Genomic DNA, 14290 nt, shown 5'->3' on the forward strand with positions numbered 1-14290 from the left:
CCGTATGCACACCACGCTCATGCGTCCAATGCACAAAAACGCGATAATCGATCCTGTGCAGCATGATCGCAGGCCAGGGGCGCCTCTGTCACCGACCGGCAATGAAAGCGTGACCCGGATTTTTGACAACTCGGTAACACCCGACACTCCTGACATCAAGGCGGATTCCTGGGCGGCCACCCTCACCCCGCGGCTCGCGCAGTTCGTCGCCGTCGCCCGGCACGAGCACGTCACCCGCGCCGCACAGCAGTTGGAGATGCCGCAGTCCACGCTCAGCCGCTCGATGGCGCGCGTCGAACAGGACCTGGGCGTCGCGCTGTTCGCCCGCCACGGCCGTACGGTCTCCCTCACCGCGGCGGGCCGCACGTTCCTCGCCTCCGTGGAACGGGCCCTGGCGGAGGTCGACCGCGCCGCCGAGTCCGTACGGGCCGACGCCGACCCCACCGCCGGGAAGGTCGCCTTCGGCTTCCTGCACACGCTGGGCTCCGAGACCGTGCCCGAGCTGATCCGCGCCTTCCGCGCCGACCATCCGCGGGTACGGTTCCAGCTCGTCCAGGGCTACGGCGAGGCCATGCTGGAACGGCTGCGCTTCGGCGACCTCGACCTGTGCCTCACCTCGCCGCTGCCCGACGTCCCTGACCTGGCCGCCCGCCGCCTCGACGAGCAGAAGCTGCGCCTCGTCGTCCCCGACGACCACCCGCTCGCCGGACGCAAACGGGTGCGCCTCGCGGAGGCGGCCGCGGAGCTCTTCGTCACCCTCGAACCCGGCTACGGGCTGCGCCGGATCACCGACGCGCTCTGCGCCGAGGCGGGGTTCACGCCGAAGGTCGCCTTCGAGGGCGAGGACCCCGAGACGCTGCGCGGCCTCGTGGCCGCGGGCCTCGGCGTCGGTCTGCTGCCGCCGCCCGCGGTGCCGCGGCCCGGAGTCGTCGAACTCACGGTCACCGCGCCGCGGGCGGTCCGCGAGATCGGCGTCGCCTGGCTGGACGGCCACCCCGACACCCCACCGGTAGCGGCCTTCAAACGCTTCCTCCTCTCCCGGAGGGGGCAACTGCTGCCGCGTTGAGCCCATTTGCTGCGGGCCGGTTGGCCGCCTGCGGCGGGAGCGCCCTTCGGGCGCGTCCTCAAACGCCGGACGGGCTGGATGCGCGGACCGTGGCTCTTTGACCTGCGGCCCGCAGGCTTGCGGCCCGCAGGTTACGGACTACGCCGGCAAAATCAGCCCGTCCGGCGATTGAGGACGCGGCCGCAGGCCGCCCCCGCCGCAGGCGGCAGACAACCCGCGGACGGCAACGGTCAGTACCCCAACGACGCCCCGAAGCCGGAGGCAAGCGGCATACGCAACCCCAAAGGCGGCGGAGCCGCAAGCGCATCGGCCACCGGTCGCGCGTAATGCCGTCCGAAGAGCGAGCCCAGCACGAAGTCCACGGCCAGCGCCAGCACTTCGGCCCGGTGCTGGTGCAGCGCATGGCCGTCCGAGTGCACCTCGAAGCGGCACACGTCCCGGTTCACCTTCTTCGCCCGCTCGGCGAGCCGGAACGACAGATCGGGGTCGGTGCGCTCATCGTTGGTCCCGTGCACCAGCAGCACCCGCCGCCCCGCGAGCTGCCGCACCGGGTCGGGGGCGAGCACGGCATCGGGCTCCGGCAGCCAAGGGGCCAGTGCCAGAACGGAGATGACGGCCGGATGCCCGGCGGCGCGCAGGGCGGCCCGGCCGCCCATGTCCGTACCGACCAGACAGACCGGCACGTCCCCGTAGCGCCGCACCGCCTCGTCCGCCGCCCACCGGGCGTCCCGCACCGGATCGGCCGCGGCGCCGTTCCAGCCGCGGTGGCGGTAGTGGACGACATGGGCGACCAGCCCCTCCGGCTCGCCCGCGCGGGCGAGCCGGCGCGCGAGCGGCCGCTGCGCGGCCAGTGCCAGGACCGACGGGGGCCGCGTCCCGAAGGCCCGGCCGCCGGGCAGCAACAGGGCCACCCCATGCACGGAATGCTCCGTTCCGAGCGGTTTTCCCAAGCGGGGAACGCCCGTTCCGGAGCCTTCGGGTTCCCGCTGCGGCAGCGCTTGCTGTGGCATGGCAGAAACGATGGCAGAACGCCGCGCGGTGTCCACCCCGCCGATGGGTCACCTTTCCGTATCGTTCGCCGATATCTACGCGCGTAGGGGCTAGAGTGCCGCAATGACGACCGAGACCACCTCTCAACCGACCCCCGAGCAGATCCGCCGCGCCCCCAAGGTGCTGCTGCACGACCACCTCGACGGCGGACTGCGCCCCGGCACGATCGTCGACCTGGCCCGCGCGACGGGCTACGACGGCCTGCCCGAGACCGACCCGGACAAGCTGGGCGTCTGGTTCCGCGAGGCCGCCGACTCCGGCTCGCTGGAGCGCTACCTGGAGACCTTCGCGCACACCTGCGCCGTCATGCAGATCCGCGACGCCCTGGTCAGGGTGGCCGCCGAGTGCGCCGAGGACCTGGCGGAGGACGGCGTCGTCTACGCCGAGGTGCGGTACGCGCCCGAGCAGCACCTGGAGGGCGGGCTCACCCTCGAAGAGGTCGTCGAGGCGGTGAACGAGGGCTTCCGCGAGGGGGAGCGCCGGGCCCGCGCCAACGGCCACCGCATCCGCGTGGGCGCCCTGCTCACCGCCATGCGGCACGCCGCCCGCGCCCTGGAGATCGCCGAACTCGCCAACCGCTACCGCGACTCGGGCGTCGTCGGCTTCGACATCGCGGGCGCGGAGGCGGGCTTCCCGCCCACCCGCCACCTCGACGCCTTCGAGTACCTCAAGCGCGAGAACAACCACTTCACCATCCACGCCGGCGAGGCGTTCGGCCTGCCGTCCATCTGGCAGGCCCTGCAGTGGTGCGGCGCGGACCGGCTCGGGCACGGTGTGCGCATCATCGATGACATCGAGATCGCCGAGGACGGCACGGTCAAGCTGGGCCGGCTGGCGTCGTACGTACGGGACAAGCGCATTCCGCTGGAGATGTGCCCGACCTCGAACCTCCAGACCGGGGCCGCCGTCTCCTACGAGGAACACCCGATCAGCCTGCTCCGCAGGCTCCACTTCCGGGTCACGGTGAACACCGACAATCGTCTGATGAGCGGCACCAGTATGAGCCGCGAATTCGAGCACCTGGTCAAGGCGTTCGGATACACCCTGGACGACATGCTCTGGTTCACCGTCAACGGAATGAAGTCGGCGTTCATCCCATTCGATGAACGTCTCGCGATGATCAATGACGTGATCAAGCCGGGATATGCCGAGCTGAAGTCGCAATGGCTGTTCCGGCAGACGATGACGGAGACCGCCTGACCAGCCAATTCTCTTTGCCGTCGCAACCGACGGTGAAACCACGGGGAACAGCGTGGACACGGCCGGGACTTCAGGTCCCGGCCGTGTCATTCATTGCGGCTCCCCGGATCTCGTGACTAGGTTGCAGTGCCCTCTCAAAATTCCCCCGTCGCGAGGAAAGAATTCAGATGAAGCAGGGAACCATCAAGACGCTCGGTGCCGCCGTGCTCGGTGTCGCCTTCGCCGCCGCTGCGGCGGGCAACGCGGCCGCGGTCAGCACCACGAACGCCGTGGAGACGGTCACCGGCACCGCCACGACCGCGATGGGCGGGCTGCCCATCCAGCAGGCCGCGAAGCTCGCCCCGGCGGGTGGCCCCGTCGTCGCCGCCGCGGACCGCGCCATCCAGGGCGGCATCCTGAAGGCGCCCTCCCAGGCCGTGGACAAGGCCATGGCCCCGAACCTCCCCAACCTCCCCAAGACCCCCGACCTCGCCCACAAGGCGGCCCCCGCCGACAACGGCGGCGGCAACGGCGGCAACGGCAACGGCGGCGGCCCCGTCACCGGTGGTCCCAAGGTGAACCAGTCCGGCAACAAGGGCCTGCTCGGCGGCCTCCCGCTGCCCACCAACGGCCTGCCCCTGCCGGGCCTCGGCGGCTGAGTCCCCGACCCGTACGCGACGGCGGGCCGCGCACCCTCGCACCGGGGTGCGCGGCCCGCCGCGCGTCATGTCCCGGATCCGGCCGCTACGGCGCGACCCCGACCCGGTGCATCCCCTGGGCCACTCCTCGTTCCGGGCGGTCGGGTTCTTCCCTGCGGACGGCCCGCGGCCGCCGGGAAGAACCCGACCGCCGCAGCCGGGCCCGTACCGCGGGCACCACCGCCAGGTGCGCCACCGCGACCCCCGTCACGTTCAGCAGCAGCGCGTCCACGTCCAGGACCTGGCCCACCACACCGCTCTGCACGACCTGGAGGGCGAGCGACAGCATCGCCGCGGTGAAGACCGTACGGGTCAGCGACCCCAGCGGCGAGGCGGTGATCCGGCCCCTCGCCCACGGCAGCAGCACACCCAGCGGCGCCAGCGGCAGCATCCCCGCGCCGATCGCCCGCGTCGCCTCCCAGGGGCCCAGGGCGAGATCGGCACGGATCGTAGCCAGCGGCTCCAGCGGCGCGGCCGTCACCCAGGGCGCCGTCAGCGGCCGCAGGGCCAGCCAGCCGACCGCCAGGAGATGGGCGACGAGCAGCACACACCCCGCGGCGCGGTAGCGGTATCGGAGGGCGGGCGTACCGCCGTAACCATGACCCTGCACGCCCCACAGGACGCGGGGTGCCCGCCGTCCGGTTCCGCCCGCGACGACGGAGAGTGGCGAACGCCCGCCGCGCCACGATCAGGTGACGGGCGTCCCGCTGATGTCCGCGGTGTCCGGATGCGTCCGCATCTCCTCGGTGCACGCGTAGCTCTGCGGCCGCGCGTCGCCCGGCCCGCCGAGGAGGACCGTCCGCTTGCCGTCGGCCGCGGCCGTCCCCACGAACGTGCACACCAGCTGCGCCAGCGCCACCTGCGGCAGTTCACCGGGTTCGCGCCCCAGCCGCAGCGTGCCCGCCGGGTCGCCCGGCCGCGGCCCCGAGACGGACAGCCGCTGCACCGCCGTGACCAGCCCGGCCTCCGCCTCCTCCGGCGGCGGCACCTTCCGCAGTTCGTCGAGGAGGGCGCGGGCGACCACCGCGGCGTCCTCCGGCTTGTCGGGCAACGAGACCCTACGGGTCACCGGGACCAGCTGCGAGGCGCACTCCAGCTGGATCGACACCGTGGCCAGGCCCGTGCCCGCGCTCGGCCCGGAGCGCGCGACGCACGATGCCCGCGACGGCGCACCACCGGCGTCCACCGGCACGGCGGTGCCCCGGATACCGCACGCGGACAGCGCGGGGAGGGAGCCGAGCAGGGTCAGCGCCAGGGCGGCGGTTCCGATCCTCAGGTTCGCGGTCTTCACTTTCCGTCCTCCTCCGCCCGGTCCCGGCCGGTCTCGGCCGGGGCCTCGCCCGGCGGGAGGGTCAGGGTGAAGACCGCGCCGCCCTCGGGGGAGTTGGCGGCGGTGATCTCACCGCCGTGGATATGGGCGTTCTCCAGGGCGATCGACAGCCCCAGCCCGCTGCCCTCCGACCGCGGCCGGGACGCGCTCGCCTTGTAGAAGCGGTCGAAGACGTGCGGCAGGACGTCCTCCGGGATGCCGGGGCCGTGGTCGCGCACGTCGATCCGCAGCGAGCCGTCCTCCGTCCGCACCGAGACCCGCACCGGCGAACCGCCGTGCTTGAGCGCGTTGCCGATGAGGTTGGCGAGGATGACGTCGAGCCGACGGGGGTCGAGCCGCGCCATCATGCCGCGCTCGGCGTCCAGCTCGACCGCGTCCAGCCAGGCGCGCGCGTCGATGCAGGCGGTGACCTGATCGGCGACGTCCACGTCGTCCAGGACCAGCCGGGCCGTGCCCGCGTCGAAGCGGGTGACCTCCATCAGGTTCTCCACCAGGTCGTTCAGCCGCCGGGTCTCGCTGACCACGAGCTGCACCGCGGGCGCGATCATCGGGTCGAGGTTGTCCGCCTCGTCCTCCAGCACCTCCGTCACGGCGGTGATCGCCGTGAGCGGGGTGCGCAGCTCGTGCGACATGTCGGCGACGAAGCGACGGCTCGACGCCTCCCGGGCGCTGAGCTCCTCGACCCGCTTCTGCAGCGACTCCGCGGTCCTGTTGAAGGTGCGCGACAGGTCGGCCAGCTCGTCCGTCCCCGACACCTCCAGCCGGGTGTCCAGCTTCCCCTCGCCGAGCCGCCGCGCCGCGTCGCCGAGCCGCTGCACGGGCCGGAGCACCGTGGACGCGGCGGCCTGCGCGAGCAGCGCGGAGCCGATCAGGGCGAGGCCGGTGGCGATGCCCAGCGACCAGGCCAGCGAGTTCAGGTCCTCGCGCTCGTTCTCCAGCGACTTCAGCAGATAGCCGGTGGGGCCGCCGCCGATCACCTTGGCGCCGCCGATCAGATACGGCTTGCCGCCGAGCGTGATCCGCTGCCAGTACAGGTGGTACGCGTAGCGGTTGGAGTCGTCGACGCGCCGCTCGCGGTTCACCGCCGCCCGCAGCGACTCCGGCACGACCTTGAGCGTGAACAGGTCGCGGTCGGAGGGCGCCGCGCAGTCCCCGGCCCCGGTCTTGCCGATCAGCAGCACCTCGTACTTCTGCGAGGTCGCGGCCATCCGGTCCGCCGCGGCCTGGAGCTCCTGGCAGGACGGCGACAGCGGCAGCGAACCGGTGTTGTCCTGCAGGGACTTGCGGAAGTCGTCGAGCGCGGCGTCCTGGGTGCGGGTGAGGACCGCGTCCCGGTTGAGCCAGTACGCGATGGCGGAGGCGGAGACGGCGGCGGCGAGCGCCACGAGCGCGAAGACCAGCATCAGGCGCAGCCGCAGGCTGATCCACCGCATGCTCAGCTTCACCACGCTCCTGGCCACCGCCCAGCCCCTTGCCGTCCCGGCCTCTTCTGTCACGGCGCGCTCTCTGTGCTGTTGTGGCGTGCGGGGGTGATCACTGCGGGGCGTCCAGGCGGTAGCCGACGCCGCGGACCGTACGGATCAGGGTCGGCGACGACGGCACGTCCTCGACCTTGGCGCGCAGCCGCTGCACACAGGCGTCCACCAGCCGGGAGTCGCCCAGGTAGTCGTGCTCCCAGACCAGCCGCAGCAGCTGCTGGCGCGACAGCGCCTGCCCGGGGCGGCGGCTGAGCTCCAGCAGCAGCCGCAGCTCGGTCGGCGTCAGCTGGAGGTCCTCGCCGTTCTTGGTGACCGTCATCGCGGCCCGGTCGATGACCAGGGAACCGAACGACGCGGAGTCGTTCGACTCCCGCTCGCCGCGGCGCAGCACGGCCCGGATGCGGGCGTCGAGCACCCGGCCCTGCACGGGCTTCACCACGTAGTCGTCCGCGCCGGACTCCAGCCCGACCACGACGTCGATGTCATCGTTGCGCGCGGTCAGCAGGATGATCGGCAGCTGGTCGGTGCGGCGGATGCGACGGCACACCTCGAAACCGTCGATACCGGGCAGCATGACGTCCAGCACGATCAGATCCGGCCGCTGCTCGCGCAGCAGTTTCAGGCCGTCCTCACCCGTCGCCGCGGTCACCACACGGTGACCCTGGCGGGACAGGGAGAATTCGAGAGCCGTGCGGATGGCGTCGTCGTCCTCGATCAGCAACAGGAAAGGCACGGTGGCCATTCTGGCCTACGACCGGCGGGTGGTTCGACCGAAGCCCGCCCCGGCGGCCTCCCGGGGGCTGTTGCAAGGCTGTGACAGTCGGCGGACCGCGTCATGAAACTGGCCCGACAGGCTTGGGGACATCGGGCGGCGAGACGGCCCGGGAACGCAACGGACCGAGCTGGCTCCACCGACGGGGGGCGCGAGATGAACACACTGCACAGCACCACGACCAGCGCAGTCATTCGCACGCGCCTGCACGACGCCGGGCGGGGTCCGGAGAAGTCCGGTGCCGTGGGCGGGCGGGGGTGCGCCCGCGGCACCGGACGTGTGCGGCCGCCCTACATGGTGGCGATCGACGCGGTCACGTACGGGGAGGCCACGGGGGCCTCGGGGGAGGGCAAGGGCGCGGCCCGGACGGAGAAGGCGGACGCCGAAGCGGCGTTCACCGCCTACGTCCAGGAGCGCCGGGCCTCCCTGTACGCGACCGCCTACCACCTGACCGGCGACCGGCACGAGGCGGAGGACCTGCTGCAGAGCGCGCTGTTCTCCACGTACCGCGCCTGGGACCGGATCACCGACAAGGCGGCTGTGGGCGGCTACCTGCGGCGCACGATGACCAATCTGCACATCAGCGCCTGGCGTCGGCGGAAGCTGAACGAGTACCCGACCGAGGAGCTGCCGGAGACCGTCGGCGAGACCGACGCGATGCGCGGCACCGAGCTGCGAGCGGTCCTCTGGCAGGCGCTGGCCCGGCTGCCCGAGCTCCAGCGCACGATGCTCGTCCTGCGCTACTACGAGGGCCGCACGGACCCGGAGATCGCGGAGATCCTCGACATCAGCGTCGGCACGGTCAAGAGCAGCATCTGGCGCTCCCTGCGCCGGCTGCGCGAGGACGAGGTCATCGGCTCCGGCCGGGACGTGTCGGAGTCCTTCGGCGAGCTGGTGGCCTGACGGACCGGCCTGACGGACCAAGGGGGAAAACGGGGGAGCACGGGGGAAGAGCGGGCGGACAGCCGGGGGGTATGTCCGCCCGCTCTGCTGTGCTCAGACGCGGGCGCTCTCCCGGCGGCCCGCGGCGGCGGCGGCGATCCGGCCCATGGCCGTGTCCTTGCCGCAGGCGTACGCGCCGAGCGCCCTCTGCCGGGCCACGATGCCGCGTTCGGCGCGCATCAGCCGCAGTCCCCGGCGGACCAGGTACGGCGTGGACTTGCGGCCCTCCCGCAGGTCGCGCAGCAGCCGGCGGCGGAACGTCGTCGACGGCCGGCCGCGCAGGCACAGGGCGTCGGCGAGCACGCCCAGTTCACGGCACTGCTCGATGATGTCGGCGGCGAAGACGCCCTCCGCTATGAACAGCGGGGTGCGGCCGATGTCCAGCATGGCCTCGCCGGTCCGCGAGCTGGTGGCGATGTCGTACACCGGCACGCTCGTGCGGGACGTGCGGCACAGCTCGGCTATCGCGCCCACCGCCGCGACGTGGTCCCAGGAGGCCGGTGCGTCCCAGTCGGTGCCCGAACCGTCCGCGAGCAGCGGCAGCGTCGGGTCGTGCCCCTCCTTGTAGAAGTCGTCGAGGTTGAGGACGGGCAGTCCGGTACGGGCCGCGAGGGACGACTTGCCGGATCCGGACGGGCCGGTCAGCAGGATGACGCGTGCGGGGCTCAGGTGGGGAGTCACGGGACACCAGTGTGAGGCATTGGGCCGCATGGGGGATCCCCCTGGGTCGGAGGATGCGCGCAGCGTCATTACTCCACTACGGTGCGTTGTCGTTCTCTCGTACCTCACGACCCGGCAGGTGCCCATGGCCTCGCACGCACGACACGCACGCTCACCTCGCTCCTTCCCCTCGCGCCGTTTGGTGCGCGTGGGGCTGACCGTTTCCGCGGGTGCGGCCATCGTCGCGAGCGGCGCGGGTGCCGCGAACGCCGCGGCCCTGAAAGGCCCCCAGGCCAAACTGGGGGTGACCTCCCTCGACGCGGCACTCGCCGGTACCGACACGGCGCTCGGCGCGAGCACACAGGGGGCGCTGGGCGCCCTGGAGGCGCTGAAGCTCAACCCCCTCGCGGGGACGGGCAGCGACCCGTTCGACAACGCGGTCGGCACGCAGGTGGCCGACCTGGAGCCGGTGAGCACGTCGGCTCTCACGGACCCGCTGACGAACGGGGGCGCGCTGCAGGACCTGGCCGTCCTGGACCAGTTGGGACAGCTGCTGCCGCTGCCGTCGCTCTAGCGCCGGGCATACGGAGGGCGGGCCGGATCCTCCGGCCCGCCCTCCGCGTCCGGGGTCAGTACGACGAGCCGCCCGCGCCCAGCGAACCCGTCGGGTGCCAGACGGTCCTGGTCTCCAGGAACGCGGTCATCCGGTCGATGCCCGGCATGGCGGCCCAGTCCACAGCCTGTGGACGCAGGACGCGCTTCAGATTGTCCGCCGCCGCGATCTCCAGCTCCTTGGCGAGGGCGGCGTCCGCACCGGCCAGGTCGATCGCGTTGACGTCCTGGTGCGCGGCCAGCGACGGCGCGATCTCCGCCGTACGGCCCGACAGGACGTTGACGACACCGCCGGGGACGTCGGAGGTCGCCAGCACCTCGCCGAGGGACAGTGCGGGCAGCGGCGCCTTCTCGGAGGCCACCACCACGACCGTGTTGCCGGTGGCGATCGCGGGGGCGATCACCGAGACCAGCCCGAGGAACGACGACTCCTGCGGGGCCAGCACGGCGACGACGCCGGTCGGCTCGGTGGCGGAGACGTTGAAGAACGGGCCCGCGACCGGGTTGGCGGCACCGGTGATCTGGCCGATCTTGTCGGTCCAGCCCGCGTACCAGACCCAGCGGTCGATCGCGGCGTCCACCTGCGCGGCGGCCTTGGCCTTCGACAGGCCCTCCGCGTCGGCGACCTCCGCGACGAACTGGTCGCGGCGGCCCTCCAGCATCTCGGCGACGCGGTAGAGGACCTGGCCGCGGTTGTACGCGGTCGCGCCGGACCAGCCGCCGACCGCCTTGCGGGCCGCGACGACCGCGTCCCGGGCGTCCTTGCGGGAGGACAGCGGGGCGTTGGCCAGCCAGTTGCCCTTGGAGTCGGTCACCTCGTACACCCGCCCGCTCTCGGACCGGGGGAACTTGCCCCCGACGAACAGCTTGTAGGTCTTGAAGACAGCCAGGCGATCAGACATCGAGGTAGGCCTCCAGACCGTGACGGCCGCCCTCGCGGCCGAAGCCCGACTCCTTGAAGCCGCCGAACGGCGAGGTCGGGTCGAACTTGTTGAACGTGTTGGCCCAGACGACACCCGCGCGCAGCTTGCCCGCGACGGCCAGCATCCGCGAGCCCTTCTCCGTCCAGATGCCGGCGGAGAGGCCGTACTGCGAGTTGTTCGCCTTCGCGACCGCCTCGCCCGGGGTGCGGAACGTCAGCACCGACAGCACCGGGCCGAAGATCTCCTCGCGGGCGATCCGGTGGGCCTGGGTGACGTTCGTGAACACCGTCGGCGCGAACCAGTAGCCCGCGGACGGCAGTTCGCAGGCCGGCGCCCAGCGCTCGGCGCCCTCCGCCTCGCCGCTGTCGGCCAGCTCGGTGATCCGGGCCAGCTGCTCGGCGGAGTTGATCGCGCCGATGTCGGTGTTCTTGTCCAGCGGGTCGCCCAGCCGCAGCGTCGACAGACGGCGCTTGAGGGAGTCCATCAGCTCGTCCTGGATCGACTCCTGGACCAGCAGGCGGGAGCCCGCGCAGCAGACCTGGCCCTGGTTGAAGAAGATGCCCTGGACGATGCCCTCGACCGCCTGGTCGATCGGCGCGTCGTCGAAGACGATGTTGGCGCCCTTGCCGCCCAGCTCCAGCGTGAGCTTCTTGTCCGTCCCCGCGACCGTACGGGCGATGGCCTTGCCGACCGCCGTGGAGCCGGTGAACGCGACCTTGTTCACGTCCTCGTGCGCGACGAGCGCGGCGCCCGTGCTGCCGTCGCCCGTGACGATGTTGACGACGCCCTTCGGCAGCCCGGCCTGGCGGCAGATGTCCGCGAAGAACAGCGCCGAGAGGGGGGTGGTCTCGGCGGGCTTGAGGACGACCGTGTTGCCCGTGGCCAGCGCCGGGGCGATCTTCCACGCCAGCATCAGCAGCGGGAAGTTCCACGGGATGACCTGGCCCGCGACGCCCAGCGGGCGGGGGTTCGCGCCGTAGCCCGCGTGGTCGAGCTTGTCCGCCCAGCCCGCGTAGTAGAAGAAGTGCGCGGCGACCAGCGGGAGGTCCGCGTCGCGGGTCTCCTTGATCGGCTTGCCGTTGTCCAGGGTCTCCAGGACGGCCAGCTCGCGCGAGCGTTCCTGGATGATCCGGGCGATGCGGAAGAGGTACTTCGCGCGCTCCGAGCCCGGCAGCGCCGACCACTTCTCGAACGCCTTGCGGGCCGCCTTCACCGCACGGTCCACGTCCTCCGCGGAACCCTGCGCGACCTCCGAGAGCACCTCCTCGGAGGAGGGGCTGACCGTCTTGAAGACCTTGCCGCCCGACGCCTCGGTGAACTCGCCGTCGATGAACAGGCCGTAGGACGGGGCGATGTCGATGACCGCCCGCGACTCGGGGGCCGGCGTGTAAGTGAAAGACATGATCAGTCCACCGTGACGTAGTCGGGACCGGAGTAGCGCCCGGTGCTCAGCTTCTGCCGCTGCATCAGCAGGTCGTTCAGCAGGCTGGACGCACCGAAGCGGAACCAGGTGTTGTCCAGCCACTCCTCGCCCACGGTCTCGTTGACCAGGACCAGGAACTTGATCGCGTCCTTCGTGGTGCGGATGCCGCCGGCCGGCTTCACGCCGACCTGGACGCCCGTCTGCGCCCGGAAGTCGCGCACCGCTTCGAGCATGAGCAGCGTGTTGGCCGGGGTCGCGTTGACCGCGACCTTGCCGGTCGACGTCTTGATGAAGTCCGCGCCCGCGAGCATCCCGATCCAGGACGCGCGGCGGATGTTGTCGTACGTCGACAGCTCACCGGTCTCGAAGATGACCTTCAGGCGGGCCTTGTCGCCGCACTCCGCCTTGACCGTGCGGATCTCCTCGAAGACATCCATGTAACGGCCGGCGAGGAACGCCCCGCGGTCGATCACCATGTCGATCTCGTCCGCCCCGGCCGCGATCGCGTCCCGGGTGTCGGCCAGCTTCACCGGCAGCGCGGCGCGGCCGGCGGGGAACGCGGTGGCGACGGACGCCACCTTGACGTCCGTGCCCTGCAGGGCGGCCTTGGCGGTGGCCACCATGTCCGGATAGACGCAGACCGCGGCGGTCCGCGGCGTCGTACGGTCGGTGGGGTCGGGGTGGACGGCCTTGGCGGCGAGCGCCCGGACCTTGCCCGGGGTGTCGGCGCCTTCCAGCGTCGTCAGGTCGATCATCGAGATCGCCAGGTCGATGGCGTAGGCCTTCGCCGTGGTCTTGATCGAGCGGGTGCCGAGCGAGGCGGCGCGGGCCTCCAGCCCGACCGCGTCGACGCCCGGGAGGCCGTGCAGAAAGCGGCGCAGCGTGCTGTCGGAGGCGGTCACGTCCGCCAGCTCCTTCAGCCGCCCCGCGGCGTCATTGCCGTGTGCGGGAACTGTGGTGGGCATGGTCACCAGATGAGCATATCTACGCGCGTAGCGCGTGTCACCCCCTTGTACGGGTTGGGTTGCTCGCCGCCGGGGTGCGGGCTGGTGTTCGGGGCGGGGATCGCGTCGTGGGGCACAATCGGCGGCATGACGAGCCCGGACCAGGAATTCGCCGACCGCAGCTACCGCTCGCCCGCCGGTATCGGTGGCGGCGTCATGCTCTTGCTCATCGCCGCCTGGCTGGGTGGTGACGCCGTCCTCCGGGGCTCCGGACGGACGCCCTGGATCGCCCTCGCCGTGCTGCTGTGCGTCGTCCCGCTCGTCGTCGCCTTCACGCTGCGGCCCGCCGTGTTCGCCGGTGCCCGGCGGTTGCTGGTGCGCAATCCGTTCCGGACGATCACTCTGCCGTGGGGGTGCGTCGAGGATGTGCGGGCCGGGTACTCCAGCGAGGTCTTCGCCGGGGGTGCGAAGTATCAGCTCTGGGCGATCCCGGTGTCGCTGCGGAAGCGGAAGGCCGCGGCGCGGCGGTCGGGGGGGTCGGGGGGTTCGGGGAGTGACGCGGGTGCCGATGTCCAGGCGCCGTCGGATCAGGCGATCGAGGAGATCCGGGAGTTGGCGGGGCGGCATGCGGATGTTTCGGGGGAGCCGGGGGTGCGGTGGGCTTTTGAGGTGATTGTGCCGGTGGTGGTGGGGGTGGTGCTGTTGGTGGTGCTGGGGGTTGTGGGCTGAGGTTTCTGCCGGGTGCCGGTCCGCTGGGCGCGGGGCCGTCGGGCCTGGGGTCCGTATCGCGGTGCGGCTCCGTTGGGGCTGTTGGGTGGTCGGGCCGGGGGCGTGTCCTCCGGGCCGGCGGCCCGTACCGCGGTGCCATTGCTGTGAGGCGTATTGCGTGCTCTCTTCCGGCACCGCGGTCCGGACCACCACCCTCCGGCCCCACCCCCTCCGCCGTATCCCGGCTGCCCGACCATCCGTGATGGCCGTCGGACGCCGATGGTGGGGTGGTGGCAGGGGGAGGCCCCGCCTTGCGGTCTTGGGTTCCGGGTGGAACGGGTGGGTGGAAAACCCACCGACGGGCCGTCGGACGCCGACGGCGCGGTCGTGGCAGGGGGAGGCCCCGCCTTTACGCCCTTGGGTTACGGGTGGAGCGGGTGGGTGGAAGATCCACCGACGGGCCGCGGACGTCGACGGTGGGTGGCAGGAGGAGGCCCCACCGGCC

At 72.0% G+C, this 14290-nt stretch carries 15 protein-coding genes; 6 read left to right on the forward strand and 9 right to left on the reverse strand.

Annotation, left to right across the window (positions count from 1 at the left end; all coding sequences use genetic code 11):
* Nucleotides 1-28 precede the first annotated feature (28 nt).
* Nucleotides 29-1066 carry a LysR substrate-binding domain-containing protein gene (locus tag ACWD4A_RS12280; RefSeq protein WP_451192758.1) on the forward strand — a complete coding sequence of 346 codons (1038 nt, stop codon included), beginning with the start codon at nt 29-31 and terminating at the stop codon, nt 1064-1066.
* A 230-nt stretch (nt 1067-1296) separates the two neighbouring features.
* On the opposite strand, the gene ACWD4A_RS12285 is transcribed toward ACWD4A_RS12280, so the two are convergent.
* Nucleotides 1297-2076, reverse strand: coding sequence for an alpha/beta hydrolase (locus ACWD4A_RS12285; protein ID WP_451192759.1), 780 nt, complete (start codon nt 2074-2076; stop codon nt 1297-1299).
* Between the two features lie 103 nt (nt 2077-2179).
* On the opposite strand from ACWD4A_RS12285, the gene ACWD4A_RS12290 reads away from it, so the two are divergent.
* Together ACWD4A_RS12290 and ACWD4A_RS12295 are read left to right on the forward strand one after the other, a co-directional pair.
* Entirely contained in the window at nt 2180-3316 is a 1137-nt protein-coding gene (locus ACWD4A_RS12290) for an adenosine deaminase (RefSeq protein ID WP_451192760.1), read from the forward strand.
* 167 nt (nt 3317-3483) lie between these two features.
* Entirely contained in the window at nt 3484-3954 is a 471-nt protein-coding gene (locus tag ACWD4A_RS12295; protein ID WP_451192762.1) for a hypothetical protein, read from the forward strand.
* A gap of 85 nt (nt 3955-4039) precedes the next feature.
* Here ACWD4A_RS12295 and ACWD4A_RS12300 read toward each other — a convergent pair whose 3' ends face one another.
* The 4 genes from ACWD4A_RS12300 to afsQ1 all read right to left on the reverse strand — a co-directional run bounded on the left by ACWD4A_RS12300 (nt 4040) and on the right by afsQ1 (nt 7534).
* Nucleotides 4040-4603 (reverse strand): VanZ family protein, encoded by a 564-nt coding sequence (locus ACWD4A_RS12300; protein WP_451192764.1) that lies wholly within the window; start codon nt 4601-4603, stop codon nt 4040-4042.
* Between the two features lie 78 nt (nt 4604-4681).
* Nucleotides 4682-5284, reverse strand: coding sequence for a hypothetical protein (locus ACWD4A_RS12305; protein ID WP_451192766.1), 603 nt, complete (start codon nt 5282-5284; stop codon nt 4682-4684).
* Nucleotides 5281-6756 (reverse strand): ATP-binding protein, encoded by a 1476-nt coding sequence (locus ACWD4A_RS12310; RefSeq protein ID WP_451192838.1) that lies wholly within the window; start codon nt 6754-6756, stop codon nt 5281-5283. The genes ACWD4A_RS12305 and ACWD4A_RS12310 overlap by 4 nt, the downstream gene beginning before the upstream one ends.
* A gap of 100 nt (nt 6757-6856) precedes the next feature.
* Nucleotides 6857-7534: a two-component system response regulator AfsQ1 gene (gene afsQ1 / locus ACWD4A_RS12315; protein ID WP_451192767.1), complete on the reverse strand. Its 678-nt coding sequence runs from the start codon at nt 7532-7534 to the stop codon at nt 6857-6859.
* Nucleotides 7535-7729: 195 nt separating this feature from the next.
* On the opposite strand from afsQ1, the gene ACWD4A_RS12320 reads away from it, so the two are divergent.
* Nucleotides 7730-8476: a SigE family RNA polymerase sigma factor gene (locus ACWD4A_RS12320; RefSeq protein WP_451192769.1), complete on the forward strand. Its 747-nt coding sequence runs from the start codon at nt 7730-7732 to the stop codon at nt 8474-8476.
* Between the two features lie 93 nt (nt 8477-8569).
* Here the strand turns inward: ACWD4A_RS12320 and ACWD4A_RS12325 are convergent, their stop codons facing one another.
* Nucleotides 8570-9226, reverse strand: a complete 657-nt coding sequence (locus tag ACWD4A_RS12325; RefSeq protein ID WP_451192772.1) for a uridine kinase family protein — start codon at nt 9224-9226, stop codon at nt 8570-8572.
* 157 nt (nt 9227-9383) lie between these two features.
* Here ACWD4A_RS12325 and ACWD4A_RS12330 point away from each other — a divergent pair, with 157 nt between their 5' ends.
* Nucleotides 9384-9749 (forward strand): hypothetical protein, encoded by a 366-nt coding sequence (locus ACWD4A_RS12330; protein WP_451192774.1) that lies wholly within the window; start codon nt 9384-9386, stop codon nt 9747-9749.
* A 55-nt stretch (nt 9750-9804) separates the two neighbouring features.
* Here the strand turns inward: ACWD4A_RS12330 and ACWD4A_RS12335 are convergent, their stop codons facing one another.
* Genes ACWD4A_RS12335 through deoC form a run of 3 tightly spaced genes read right to left on the reverse strand, consistent with a single transcriptional unit; the run spans nt 9805 to nt 13104 of the window.
* Nucleotides 9805-10689 carry an aldehyde dehydrogenase family protein gene (locus ACWD4A_RS12335; RefSeq protein ID WP_451192776.1) on the reverse strand — a complete coding sequence of 295 codons (885 nt, stop codon included), beginning with the start codon at nt 10687-10689 and terminating at the stop codon, nt 9805-9807.
* Nucleotides 10682-12112, reverse strand: a complete 1431-nt coding sequence (locus ACWD4A_RS12340; protein ID WP_451192778.1) for an aldehyde dehydrogenase family protein — start codon at nt 12110-12112, stop codon at nt 10682-10684. The genes ACWD4A_RS12335 and ACWD4A_RS12340 overlap by 8 nt, the downstream gene beginning before the upstream one ends.
* 2 nt (nt 12113-12114) lie before the next feature.
* Nucleotides 12115-13104 (reverse strand): deoxyribose-phosphate aldolase, encoded by a 990-nt coding sequence (deoC, locus tag ACWD4A_RS12345; RefSeq protein WP_451192781.1) that lies wholly within the window; start codon nt 13102-13104, stop codon nt 12115-12117.
* Nucleotides 13105-13224: 120 nt separating this feature from the next.
* On the opposite strand from deoC, the gene ACWD4A_RS12350 reads away from it, so the two are divergent.
* Nucleotides 13225-13806, forward strand: coding sequence for a PH domain-containing protein (locus ACWD4A_RS12350; RefSeq protein ID WP_451192783.1), 582 nt, complete (start codon nt 13225-13227; stop codon nt 13804-13806).
* Nucleotides 13807-14290 lie beyond the last annotated feature (484 nt).

The sequence above is a fragment of the Streptomyces sp. NPDC002537 genome (assembly GCF_053594975.1).

What these genes read in the sequence shown, in the direction of transcription:
- ACWD4A_RS12280 (WP_451192758.1), top strand. Translation starts at nt 29, where the DNA reads ATGCACAAAAACGCGATAATCGATCCTGTGCAGCATGATCGCAGGCCA.
- ACWD4A_RS12285 (WP_451192759.1), bottom strand. Translation starts at nt 2,076, where the DNA reads ATGCCACAGCAAGCGCTGCCGCAGCGGGAACCCGAAGGCTCCGGAACG.
- ACWD4A_RS12290 (WP_451192760.1), top strand. Translation starts at nt 2,180, where the DNA reads ATGACGACCGAGACCACCTCTCAACCGACCCCCGAGCAGATCCGCCGC.
- ACWD4A_RS12295 (WP_451192762.1), top strand. Translation starts at nt 3,484, where the DNA reads ATGAAGCAGGGAACCATCAAGACGCTCGGTGCCGCCGTGCTCGGTGTC.
- ACWD4A_RS12310 (WP_451192838.1), bottom strand. Translation starts at nt 6,756, where the DNA reads ATGCGGTGGATCAGCCTGCGGCTGCGCCTGATGCTGGTCTTCGCGCTC.
- ACWD4A_RS12320 (WP_451192769.1), top strand. Translation starts at nt 7,730, where the DNA reads ATGAACACACTGCACAGCACCACGACCAGCGCAGTCATTCGCACGCGC.
- ACWD4A_RS12325 (WP_451192772.1), bottom strand. Translation starts at nt 9,226, where the DNA reads ATGCGGCCCAATGCCTCACACTGGTGTCCCGTGACTCCCCACCTGAGC.
- ACWD4A_RS12335 (WP_451192776.1), bottom strand. Translation starts at nt 10,689, where the DNA reads ATGTCTGATCGCCTGGCTGTCTTCAAGACCTACAAGCTGTTCGTCGGG.
- ACWD4A_RS12340 (WP_451192778.1), bottom strand. Translation starts at nt 12,112, where the DNA reads ATGTCTTTCACTTACACGCCGGCCCCCGAGTCGCGGGCGGTCATCGAC.
- ACWD4A_RS12350 (WP_451192783.1), top strand. Translation starts at nt 13,225, where the DNA reads ATGACGAGCCCGGACCAGGAATTCGCCGACCGCAGCTACCGCTCGCCC.